At 71.8% G+C, this 11,659-nt stretch carries 9 protein-coding genes; 5 read left to right on the plus strand and 4 right to left on the minus strand.

All coding sequences use genetic code 11. The features are described 5' to 3' along the window. Positions 1 to 22: 22 nt before the first annotated feature. Positions 23 to 883, minus strand: coding sequence for a bifunctional methylenetetrahydrofolate dehydrogenase/methenyltetrahydrofolate cyclohydrolase (locus QIS99_RS02440; RefSeq protein WP_282509835.1), 861 nt, complete (start codon positions 881 to 883; stop codon positions 23 to 25). A gap of 25 nt (positions 884 to 908) precedes the next feature. Next, positions 909 to 3,374 (minus strand): GcvT family protein, encoded by a 2,466-nt coding sequence (locus QIS99_RS02445; protein WP_282509837.1) that lies wholly within the window; start codon positions 3,372 to 3,374, stop codon positions 909 to 911. A 284-nt stretch (positions 3,375 to 3,658) separates the two neighbouring features. Here QIS99_RS02445 and purU point away from each other — a divergent pair, with 284 nt between their 5' ends. Both purU and QIS99_RS02455 read left to right on the plus strand, forming a co-directional pair. Next, positions 3,659 to 4,531 carry a formyltetrahydrofolate deformylase gene (purU, locus tag QIS99_RS02450; protein WP_282509839.1) on the plus strand — a complete coding sequence of 291 codons (873 nt, stop codon included), beginning with the start codon at positions 3,659 to 3,661 and terminating at the stop codon, positions 4,529 to 4,531. A gap of 54 nt (positions 4,532 to 4,585) precedes the next feature. Beyond that, positions 4,586 to 5,377 (plus strand): IclR family transcriptional regulator, encoded by a 792-nt coding sequence (locus QIS99_RS02455; protein ID WP_282509841.1) that lies wholly within the window; start codon positions 4,586 to 4,588, stop codon positions 5,375 to 5,377. A gap of 278 nt (positions 5,378 to 5,655) precedes the next feature. Here QIS99_RS02455 and QIS99_RS02460 read toward each other — a convergent pair whose 3' ends face one another. Next, positions 5,656 to 6,855 (minus strand): NAD(P)/FAD-dependent oxidoreductase, encoded by a 1,200-nt coding sequence (locus tag QIS99_RS02460; protein WP_282509843.1) that lies wholly within the window; start codon positions 6,853 to 6,855, stop codon positions 5,656 to 5,658. A 341-nt stretch (positions 6,856 to 7,196) separates the two neighbouring features. Here QIS99_RS02460 and QIS99_RS02465 point away from each other — a divergent pair, with 341 nt between their 5' ends. From QIS99_RS02465 to QIS99_RS02475, 3 genes are all read left to right on the plus strand, one after another. Then, positions 7,197 to 7,592 (plus strand): TOBE domain-containing protein, encoded by a 396-nt coding sequence (locus tag QIS99_RS02465; RefSeq protein ID WP_282509845.1) that lies wholly within the window; start codon positions 7,197 to 7,199, stop codon positions 7,590 to 7,592. A gap of 94 nt (positions 7,593 to 7,686) precedes the next feature. Continuing rightward, positions 7,687 to 8,484, plus strand: a complete 798-nt coding sequence (gene modA, locus QIS99_RS02470) for a molybdate ABC transporter substrate-binding protein (protein ID WP_282509917.1) — start codon at positions 7,687 to 7,689, stop codon at positions 8,482 to 8,484. A 97-nt stretch (positions 8,485 to 8,581) separates the two neighbouring features. Continuing rightward, positions 8,582 to 10,654 (plus strand): ABC transporter permease, encoded by a 2,073-nt coding sequence (locus QIS99_RS02475; RefSeq protein ID WP_282509847.1) that lies wholly within the window; start codon positions 8,582 to 8,584, stop codon positions 10,652 to 10,654. A 131-nt stretch (positions 10,655 to 10,785) separates the two neighbouring features. Here the strand turns inward: QIS99_RS02475 and QIS99_RS02480 are convergent, their stop codons facing one another. Further along, a complete protein-coding gene (locus QIS99_RS02480) occupies positions 10,786 to 11,514 on the minus strand; it encodes a TetR family transcriptional regulator (RefSeq protein WP_408909462.1) in 729 nt (242 codons plus the stop codon). Positions 11,515 to 11,659 lie beyond the last annotated feature (145 nt).

The following is an 11,659-nucleotide window of genomic DNA, read 5'->3' on the forward strand; positions in this document are numbered from 1 at the left end:
GCGCGAGGGAAGGGCTGAGGGGCTATCGGGCGAGGCCCGCCGCGCGCTCGGCCGCCTCTACGACGTTGGCAAGGAGCATCGCCCGCGTCATCGGGCCGACCCCGCCGGGCATCGGTGCCACCCAGCCCGCGATGTTCGCGACGTCCGGGTGGATGTCGCCGAGCAGGCCGTCCTCCGTACGGCTGATGCCGACGTCGAGGACCGCCGCGCCGGGGCGGACCATGTCGCGGGTGATGAGCCCGGCCGAGCCGGCCGCCGCGACCACGATGTCCGCCTCGCGGACGTGCCAGGAGACGCCCTTGGTGCCGGTGTGGCAGAGCGTCACCGTGGCGTTCTCCGACCTGCGGGTGAGCAGCAGGCCGATGGGCCGTCCGACGGTGACGCCGCGGCCGATGACGCAGACCCGGGCCCCGTCGAGCGGGATGTCGTGCCGGCGGAGCAGTTCGACGATGCCGCGCGGGGTGCAGGGCAGCGGGGCCTCGACGCCGAGGACGAGGCGGCCGAGGTTGACGGGGTGCAGGCCGTCGGCGTCCTTCGCCGGGTCCATGCGTTCCAGTACGCGGTTGGCGTCGAGGCCCTTGGGGAGCGGGAGTTGGACGATGTAGCCGGTGCAGGCGGGGTCGGCGTTGAGCTCGTCGACGACCGCCTCGACCTGCTCCTGGGTGGCGTCGGCGGGCAGGTCCCGGCGGATCGAGGCGATGCCGACCTGCGCGCAGTCGCGGTGCTTGCCGCCGACGTAGGCGCGGCTGCCCGGGTCGTCGCCGACGAGGACGGTGCCGAGTCCGGGTACGACGCCGTGCTCGGCCAACACCGCGACGCGCGCGGCGAGTTCGGTGCGGAGGGCGGCCGCCGTGCCTCGGCCGTCGAGGATCTTCGCGCTCATCTCTGTCACCTTTCCTCTGCGTCGCCTAGCCGCGCAGGCGCTGCATCTTGGGATCGAACAGGGGCTCCTCGGCGACGACCGCGGCGACCCGCCGGTCGAAGTAGGAGATGGTCAACTGCCGTCCCGGGACGGCGAGTTCGGCGGGCAGCCAGGCGTAGGCGATGCCCTTGCCGATGGTGTAGCCGTAGGCGGCGCCGGTGACGTACCCGACCGGGCGGTCCCCGTCGAGGACGGGCTCCTTGCCCATGACGACGTCGTCCGGGTCGTCGATGGTGAGGCAGGTGAGGCGGCGGGTGACGTTCCCGGCGCGGCGCTCCAGGGTGCCCTTGCCGATGAAGTCGTCCTTGTCCTTCTTCACGGCGAAGGCCACACCGGCCTCGTACGGGTCGTGCTCGTAGGTCATGTCGGTGCCGAAGGAGCGGTACCCCTTCTCCAGGCGGAGGCTGTTGAAGGCGCCGCGCCCTGCGGCGATGATGCCGTGCTCCTGGCCCGCCTCCCACAGCGTGTCCCACAGCTTGAGGCCCTGGTCGGCGGTGGTGTAGAGCTCCCAGCCGAGCTCGCCGACGTACGAGAGGCGCATCGCGGTGACGGGGACGGAGCCGATGTACGCCTCCTTGGCGCGGAAGAACTTCAGGCCCGCGTTCGAGAAGTCGGCGTCGGTGAGCGGCTGGAGGACCTCGCGGGCCTTCGGCCCCCACAGGCCGATGCAGCAGGTGCCGGCGGTGATGTCCCGGACCTGGACGCGGCTGTCGGCCGGGAGGTGGCGGGTGAGCCAGTCGAGGTCGAGGTTGCCGTTGGCGCCGACCTGGAAGCGGTGCTTGCCGAGGCGGGCGACCGTGACGTCGCTGCGGATGCCGCCGTCGACGTCGAGCAGCAGGGTGTACGTGACCGAGCCGACGGACTTGTCGATGTTGCCGGTGACCAGGCGCTGCAGGAAGGCGGCGGAGCCGCGGCCGGTGACCTCCAGGCGCTTGAGCGCGGTCATGTCGTACATCGCGACGTTCTCGCGCGTGGCCTGCGCCTCGGCGCCGACGACCGGTGACCAGAACCGGGCGGCCCAGTCGCCCGGGACGGGGATGTCCCGCCCGGTCACCAGGTGTTCGTTGGCCGCGTACCACTGCGGCCGCTCCCAGCCGGCGGCCTCCAGGAAGGTTGCACCCAGCTCCTGCTGGCGGGCGTGGAAGGGGCTGGTGCGCAGCGGGCGGGGCGCGCCCGGCGGCTGGAGGGGGTGGAGGATGTCGTAGACCTCGTCGAAGTTCCGGCAGTCGCGGGCCAGGACGTACTCGGGGGCCAGCTGGTGCTGCTCGAACCGGTTGACGTCGCATTCGTGCAGGTCGAACGTAGAGCAGTGCCCGTCGATCAGCCATTCGGCGACGGCGCGGCCGACGCCCGCGGAGTGCGTGACCCAGACCGCCTCCGCCACCCAGAAGCCCTTCACCTCGGGCGATTCGCCGAGCAGCGGCATGCCGTCGGTGGTGAAGGAGAACAGTCCGTTGATGCCTTCCTCGACCTTCGCCTCGCGGGTGGCGGGCAGCAGCGACTGCGTCTCGGTCCACGCCTCGGCGAAGTCGTCGGGCGTGAAGCGGAGGACGGACGGCATCTCCTCGGCCTCTGTCACCGAGGCGATGTCGTCGGCGGCGACCGGCATGGCGCGGTGGCCGTAGTAGCCGATGCCCAGGCGGTCGTGGTGGTCGCGGTAGTAGAGGTCGGCGTCCTGGTGGCGCAGGATCGGGCGGACCGCCTCCTCCGCCTGCCCGGCGAGCTCCGGAACGGGGCCGGTCCAGGCGAGTTGGTGGGCCAGCGGGGTCAGCGGCAGGTTCATGCCGACCATGCGGGCCACCTTGGGGCCCCAGATACCGGCGCAGCACACCACGATGTCCGCGGCGATCTCGCCCTGGTCGGTGACGACCGCGGTGACCCGCTCGCCGCCGTCACCCCCGTCCCCGTCCCCTTCCTCGGTGAGCACGTCGAGGACTTCATGTCCGCCGAGGAGCCGTACGCCGCATTCCTCGGCGGCCTTGAGCTGCGCCTCGACCGCGTTGACCGCCTTGGCGAGCCCGTCGGTCGGGATCAGCAGTCCGCCGAGGACCCGCTCGGCGTTCACCAGGGGATGCAGCCGTACGCACTCCTCGGGTCCCACGAGACGTGCCTCGACGCCCCAGGAGGTGACCCAGCCGTGCCGGCGCTGCAGCTCGGCCAGGCGCTCCGGGGTCGTCGCGACCTCAAGGCCGCCGACCGGCAGGAAGCAGGGCCTGCCGTCCACCTGCAGTGCGGAGAACTTCTCCACCGTGTAACGGGCCATCTCCGTCAGGGCCTTGGAGGCGTTCGTCTGGAACACCAGCCCCGGGGCGTGTGAGGTCGAGCCACCGGTGGCCGGCAGCGGCCCCTGGTCGACCACGGTCACCTCGGTCCAGCCCCGTACGGACAGCTCGTCGGCCAGCGCCGCCCCCACGACGCCCGCACCGATGATGACCACGCGCGGTCCCGCCATCGCCGCCACTCTCCCATCAGACCCATCAGACACTCGGAAGAAAGTTGCTTGATGTGCAACGCACATCGGGTTACGCAACAAACACTGCAGCCGCCCCCACCCGGTGTCAAGGGGAGTTTCCAGAGCGGGAGGGCGAGTTTCCCGAGGGTTCCGGAGGGCGGCCGAGTGCCCGGAAATCGCAGGGAACAAGGTCGGGGAACGCCCTTGACCCGAGGGTGCCCCGACCCGGACCATGTTGCGCATCAATCACTGTGTTGCGCGATACGCATCTCTGGGAGGACCCCGTGTCCCTTCGCCCGAACCCCGGCAGTGAGTACGTCCTCACCCTCTCGTGCCCCGACCGCGCCGGCCTCGTCCACGCCGTCACCGGGTTCCTCGTCCAGCACTCCGGGAACATCCAGGAGAGCCAGCAGTTCGACGACCGGCAGCAGGACCGCTTCTTCATGCGCGTCCAGTTCGACGTCTCGGACCCCGGCACCTCCCTGGACGAGCTGCGCTCCGGCTTCGGCCCGGTGGCGGAGGCGTACCGGATCAGCTGGCAGCTGCACGCCACGTCCACGCCGACCCGCACGCTGATCATGGTGTCGAAGTTCGGCCACTGCCTGAACGACCTGCTGTTCCGGCAGAGCACCGGCTCGCTCAACATCGAGATCCCGGCGATCGTCTCCAACCACCGGGACTTCGAGCCGCTGGCGGAGAGTTACGGCATCCCCTTCCACCACGTCCCGGTGACGCGCGAGACGAAGGAAGAAGCGGAGGCGTGGCTCCTCGAACTCGTCGGCGAGCTCGACGTCGACCTGGTGGTGCTCGCCCGCTACATGCAGATCCTCTCCAACGACCTGTGCAAGCAGCTCGAAGGCCGGGCGATCAACATCCACCACTCGTTCCTGCCGAGCTTCAAGGGCGCGAAGCCCTACAACCAGGCGCACGAGCGAGGGGTCAAGCTGATCGGCGCCACGGCCCACTATGTGACGCCCGACCTGGACGAGGGGCCCATCATCGAGCAGGACGTCACGCGCGTGAACCACGCCCAGAACTCGGCCAGCCTGGTCGCGCTCGGCCGGGACGTGGAGGCGCGGGTGCTGGCCCGCGCGGTCGAGTGGCACAGCCAGAGCCGCGTGATGATCAACGACAACCGCACGGTCGTGTTCCGCTGAGAAAAGTCACCCAACAGAGGTGGTCAAGTTGAGCAGTTCGCATATAGTTGCGCCATGAGCAACAACAGCGCTGGGTCCACGGGTGTCGCCGGCGGCGGGGTGCAGTCCGTCGACCGGGCCGTCGCCGTCCTGGAGATCCTTGCCGAGCACGGCGAGTTCGGCGTGAGCGAGGTGGCGTCGGCGATGGATGTCCACAAGTCGACCGCGTTCCGGCTGCTCGGCGCCCTGGAGGCGCACGGCATGGTCGAACAGGACGGTGAGCGCGGCAAGTACCGCCTCGGGTTCGGCATCGTCCGCCTCGCCGGAGCGGTCACCGGGCGCATCGCCGTGACCCGGTACGGCCGGAAGATCTGCGACCGGCTCGCGCAGGAGCTGGGCGAGACGATGAACATCGCGGTCCTGGAGGCTCACTGCGTGATCAACCTGGACCAGGTGCGCGGCCCCGCCGCCATCGCCGCGCAGAACTGGGTGGGCCGGCAGACCCCGCTGCACTCCACGTCCAACGGCAAGGTCCTGCTCGCCCACCTCTCCCCCGGCCTTCGGCACGAACTGATCGCCGAGGCGGGCCTGCCGCGTACGACTCCGCGCACGCTGACGTCCGAGGAGGAGCTGGAGAGGGCCCTCGCCGAAGTCCGGGAGCGGGGCTACGCGTTGACGCTGGAGGAGTACGAGGAAGGCCTCAACGCGATCGCCGCCCCGGTCCGCTCGGCCGACGGCGAGACGGTGGCGGCGCTGACCGCGTCGGGACCGGCGTACCGCTTCACGGAACAGCGCATGCACGAGATCGCACCGGCACTGATGGCGGGGGCCGACCGGATCAGCCTGCGGCTGAGCTCGGCGGGGTGAACGCCGGGGCGGGGGCGCGCCGGGCCCGGACGGCTGAACGTCCTTGCGTGCCGCTCAGGTTGAGCGTCGAGGGGCGGGCTCAGCCGGGGCCCCGCAGCCGCCGGGCTCGACCGGGGTGGGGGTGCCGGGATGCGGCGTGCCGATCACAGCGTCGGGGCCGACCGTCGGAGAACGCGTCGGGGCGGCGATCACGACGCTCATGACCTGCGTCCGGGCGTGGCCCGGGAGCCCCCGCGGAGACGGCGCGGGGGCTCCCGGGCCCGGCGGTGCGGCGGTGCTCATGCGGTGCCGGCTCCGACCGCCGCGGCGGCGAGCTGCTTGCGCAGGCGGGTGAACAGCTTGGCCCGGTTCACCCCCAGGACGGCGACGGGCTCCCCGGCCCTGCGGTAGACCGCGAGGAAGCTGCGGTCGTCCGGGCTGCCGTCCTCGACGGTGACGCTGTCCGCCCGCGCCGCGTGCCCGGCGAACTGGATCCGTACGCCGTACTGCTCCGACCAGAAGTAGGGGGGCCGCGGCGCCTTGAACGGGGCCGTGCCGCCGGAGAGCAGCGCGGCGACGGCCGTGGCGGGGCGCTCGTTGGCGCCGGTCCAGTGCTCGACCCTGCGGTGCCGGCCGAGGGACGGCTCGTACCACGCCGCGCAGTCGCCGACCGCCACGACCTCCGGGATGTTCGTCGTGCCGTCGGACCAGCAGCGCACCCCGTCGTCCAGCTCGACGCCCGATCCGAGGAGCCAGTCGGTGTGGGGCGTCGCGCCGATCCCGACGACCACGATGTCCGCCGGAATGCTGCGGCCGTCCTGAAGGCGGACCGCCTGCACCCTGCCGGGGACGCCCACCGCGGCGGGCGTCCCGGTCACGCCGTGCACGCCGGTGCCGGTCAGGACCCGGACGCCGTGGTCGGCGTGGACGGGCGCCACGGCCGCCGCCATGGCCGGGCCGAGCGCGCCGGAGAGCGGCGCGGGGCCGGACACGACGAGCGTCACGTCCAGGCCCAACTCCCGTGCGGTGGAGGCTACTTCGGCGCCGACGAAGCCGCCGCCGACGACCACGAGCCGCCCGCCGCGCGCCAGGTCCTGCCGCAGCGCGCGGGCGTCGTCGAGGGTGCGGACGACGTGCACGCCCGCCAGGCCGGGGGCGCCGGGCAGGCTCCGCGCGGCGGCCCCGGTGGCGACGACCACGCCGTCGACGCCGAGGGTGCGCCCGTCGTCGAGCCGTATCGAGCGGTCCCGGAGGTCGAGGCCGGCGGCGCGGGCGCCCAGCAGCCACTCGGCGTCGAGCCGGTCGTCGTCCGACTCCAGGGCGAGGTCCGCCTCGGACAGCGTGCCCTTCAGGAACTCCTTCGACAACGGCGGCCTGTCGTACGGGCGGTGGAGCTCCTCACCCACGACGACCAGTCGCCCTTCGTACCCCTGGCCCCGCAGCGAGCGAGCGGCGGAGAGACCCGCGAGCGAGCCTCCGATCACGGCCACGGTCTTCATGCGGCACTCCTTGGAATGAGAATCACGACGACGGAAGGGGAATCACGACGCGTCGTTGCACACAGAGATTCGTTGCACACAGAGCTGTTGCACACAGAGGTGTTGCACATAGAGGTGTTGCACACAGAGGCGTTGCACATAAAGAAACAGACTTCACTTTACGCAACGAGTCTGGGGGTTGCCTCAGAGCGATGTCAACCTTGGCCGCCGCCAGAGCCCGGCTTCCCGGCAGACGAGAAACACTCGCCCACTTCGGCGATTCCTCCAGCCGACCGGCACCTGCCATGGATATTCCGCCAAGGGATTGCACATGCCAGGAAACGGGCCGTATCTTGTCGCACATGCAGTCCTACACCATCGGTCAGGCCGCGCGTCTGCTCGGCGTCAGCCCCGACACCGCGCGGCGCTGGGCCGATGCCGGCCGGGTCGCCACCCATCGCGACGAGGCCGGGCGCCGCCTCGTCGACGGCCGCGACCTGGCCGCCTTCTCCGTCGAGGTCGGGCAGGGCGGCGTCGGCGAGGAGGACGCGTCGTACACCTCGGCGCGCAACGCCTTCCCTGGCATCGTCACCGCCGTCAAGCTCGGCGACGTGGCCGCGCAGGTCGAGATCCAGGCCGGACCCCACCGCCTTGTCTCCCTGCTCACCCGCGAAGCGGTCGATGAACTCGGCCTCGAAGTCGGCATGCAGGCCACCGCCCGCGTGAAGTCGACCAACGTGCACATCGACCGCGCCTGAGCCCCAGCCGAGCCCCACGCCTGACCGCGCCTGAGCCCGCGCCGCCCGAAGCCCCAGGAGAGTCCCTCTCATGTCCACCGCGATGACCACCGCGATGTCCACCGTGTTGACCACCCGCCGCGCCGCGGCCTCGCTCGTCACCGCCGCCCTCCTCGTCCCGCTGGCCGCCTGCGGCACCGGCGACGACGGCAAGAAGGGTGCCGACGGCGCGCAGCAGGACGGGCAGCAGACCGAGCTGACCGTCCTTGCCGCCTCGTCCCTCACCGACGTGTTCAAGGCCGCGGGCGCCGCGTACGAGAAGAAGCACCCGGGCACCGAGGTGAAGTTCTCCTTCGCCGGCTCGCAGGCCCTCGCCGCCCAGGTCAAGCAGGGCGCCCCCGCCGACGCCCTCGTCACCGCCGACGAGAAGACCATGGCCGGGCTGCGGTCCGAGACCGGCACCCCGGCCATCATCGCGAAGAACCGCCTGGTCATCGCCACCGGCAAGGGCAACCCGGAGAACATCAAGGACCTCAAGGACCTCGCCGGGAGCGAGCTGAAGGTGGTGCTCGCCGCGCCCGAGGTGCCGGTGGGCCGCTACAGCAAGCGGGTGCTCGACAAGCAGGACATCACCGTCAAGCCCGTCTCGCAGGAGCCCAGCGTCCGCGCCGTCCTGAGCAAGGTCGAGCTCGGCGAGGCCGACGCCGGCATCGTCTACAAGACGGACGTCACCGCGTCGGGCGGCAGGGCCGAGGGCGTCGACATCCCCGACGAACAGAACGCCATCGCCGCCTACCCCGCCGCCACCCTCAAGACATCCGAACACGCCGACGCCGCCGCCGAGTTCGTGAAGTGGCTCGGCACGCCCGAGGCGCAGAAGATCCTGCAGGAGGCGGGCTTCCAGAAGCCGTAGGCGCGCCCTGCACGACGTGCGCCTGCACGGCATGCACCCGGCACGGCATGCGCCCGGCACCGAACCGTTCTCCTCGACACCCCCAGGATCTTCCGCGATGAGCAGCCGACGTACCCGGCCCCGGCCCCAGGGCCACGGCCCCCGCACCCCCATGGCGCTCGCCGTGCCCGCCGTCCTCGCGATCGCGTTCCTGCTGATGCCGCTCGTCGGCATCCTCGCGCGCACCGAATGGGCCGAGCTCGGCGCGCACCTGACCAGCCCCGGCGTCACCGAGGCGCTGCGGCTGTCGCTGTACGTGTCCTTCTGTGCGCTCGGCCTGTCCCTGGTCCTGGGCGTGCCGCTGGCCTGGCTCCTCGCCCGCGTCCGCTTCCCCGGCAAGGCGCTCGTACGCTCGCTCGTCCTGCTGCCCATGGTGCTGCCGCCGACGGTCGGCGGGGTGGCGCTGCTGCTCGGCTTCGGGCGGCGCGGGCTGCTCGGGCCGTGGCTGGAGAACACGTTCGGGATCGTGCTGCCGTTCCACACCTCGGGTGCGGTGGTGGCGGCGACGTTCGTGGCCATGCCGTTCCTGGTGATCAGCCTGGAGGGCACGCTCGCGGGCCTGCGCCCCGCGTACGAGGAGACCGCGGCCTCCCTCGGCGCCTCTCCGGTACGGGTGTTCCGCACCGTGACGCTGCCCATGGTCGCCCCCGGTCTCGCCGCCGGGGCCGCCCTGACCTGGGCGCGGGCGCTCGGCGAGTTCGGCGCCACCATCACGTTCGCGGGCAACCTGCCCGGCGCCACGCAGACCCTGCCCCTGCAGGTCTACCTGCTCCTCCAGGACCAGCCCGAGGCGGCGACCTCGGTGTCGCTGCTGCTCCTCGCCATCGCCATGGCCGTACTGATCGCACTGCGCGGGCGGTGGACCGGCGGGAGCGCCGCCGGGCGCGAGGCGCGGGCAGCGCGCCGCCCCCGCAACGACGACGCCCCGGGCACGACGGGCACCCCGGGCACCCCGGAAGCCCCAGACGTATCGAACATCTCGGACACCCCGGATGCCCCGGATGCCCCGGATGCCCCGACTGAGGCGCCGCGGCTCCCCCAGCCCAGCGCCGGAGCGCCGACCGCCCCCCGACGGTCCGAAGCCCCGCAGGAACACTGGCCGTTGCACGCCGACGTCACCGGGTTCAACCAACTCACCCTGGACGCCGACCCCGGCACCACCATCGCCGTCGTCGGCCCCAACGGCGCGGGCAAGACCACGCTGCTGCGCGCCCTGCTCGGCCTCACCCCGCGCGCCCACGCCGACCTGAGCCTCGGCGACACGGACGTCAGCGCCCTGCCCCCGTACAAGCGGGGTGTCGCCTGGGTGCCGCAGGACGGGGCGCTCTTCCCGCACCTGAGCGCCCTCTCCAACACCGCGTACGGGCTCCGGGCCCACGGCGTGCCCCGTGCCGAGGCCCGGCGCACCGCACAGCGGTGGCTGGACCGGCTCGGCGTCGGTCACCTCGCGCACCGCAAGCCTGCCCAGCTCTCCGGCGGCCAGGCCCAACGCGTCGCGCTGGCACGGGCGTTGGCCCCGAGTCCGCGCCTGCTCCTGCTCGACGAACCCCTCGCCGCCCTCGACCAGACGACCCGCGCCCAGGTACGGCACACGCTGCGCGGCCATCTGTCCGGCTTCGGCGGCGTCTGCCTGATCGTCACCCACGACCCGGTCGAGGCGGTCTCCCTCGCCGACCGGGTCCTCGTACTGGAAGACGGCCGCGCCCTCCAGGACGCCCCCTCGGCCGAGGTCACCCGCCATCCCCGCTCCCCCTGGGTCGCCCGGATGCTGGGCCGCAACGCCCTTGCGGGGACGGGGAGTCCGGACGGCACGCTCCAGCTGGCCGACGGCGGCCGCCTGGTGGTCGCCGACCCCGTCCCGGCCGGCACGGAGGCGCTCGCCGTCATCGCCCCCGAGGCGGTCTCGCTGCACCGCACACGCCCGGAGGGCAGCCCCCGCAACGTGTGGGCCGGCACGATCCGCGAGATCACCGCGGTCGGCAGCCGCCTCCGCGTCCTGGTCACCGCCGAACACGCCCCCGACCTGGTCGCGGAGATCACCCCCCAGGCGGCGGCCGACCTCGCCCTGACGGAGGGCACGCAGGTCTACACCGGCGTCAAGGCCACGGAGATCACCCTGGTACCCCTCTGAGCCCCCACATCTGGTCGGGGAGTTCCCGCACGAGACCAACGACGGAGCCAAGGCCGAGTCCTGGCCCGCCACGACATGACACTCAGTACCCCAGGGTAGAACACTGAGTGCCCCTCGAACCTGCGGCGATCTCACTCCTCGACGCAGGACTCGATCTCCTGGACCACGCGCCACATAGGGGTCCCGCGTTTGGTGATCACGACGACGACATCCTCGGGCTCCCGATCCCCTTCGCCCGCTTCCTCCCTCGGGCGGCCCCAGGACTCCTGCACGAAGCCCAGAGCGTGGTCCATCCGGGCCGTGACGTCCTCGCGTCCGCCCGAACGGAGCCATGACCGCAGCGCGTGGTTGTGGGCAGCCACCACCGATGCCGCGATCGTCTCGGCGCGCAGGCCCCTGTCGGGCCGGCCGGCGAAGCGCCGCTGCAGGTACTCCGAGAGGGTGCGTTCGTAGCGGCGGACGACGGACAGCTCATGGGTCCGCAGGCCCGGAACACTCTTGGTCAGGCGGTACCGCCGCACGGAGAACGAGGGATCGGCGGCATACACCCGCAACACCAGCCGGGCGGCGTCGCATGCCCGTTTCACCGGCTCCTCCTCGCTCGCCTCGTCGAGGAAGGCCGTCATCTCGGCGAGGCATTGCTCGTGGTCGGGGAAGACCACGTCCTCCTTCGACGGGAAGTACCGGAAGAAGGACCGCCTGCCGACACCGGCGAGCCGGACGATGTCGTCGATGGTGGTCTGCTCGAATCCGCGCTCCACGAACAACTCGAACGCCGCCGAGATCAGCGCGTCCCGCATCGAGGGCTTGGCGGCCGCACCGTCGTCGACGCCCGCACCGCGCCCCTGTGCCTCAGTCATGCGGGGAAGATACACCGACCGTCACGACCCACGGACTGGACGCATGGCACTGAGTGTGCATACTTCAGGGTACTGAGTGCCATGCACGAGACCGGATGACGGACGACGGATGACGGGACACATCTGCGATGAATCACTTGTTCGG

The sequence above is a fragment of the Streptomyces solicavernae genome, from assembly GCF_029968095.1.
GTDB lineage: Bacteria > Actinomycetota > Actinomycetes > Streptomycetales > Streptomycetaceae > Streptomyces > Streptomyces solicavernae.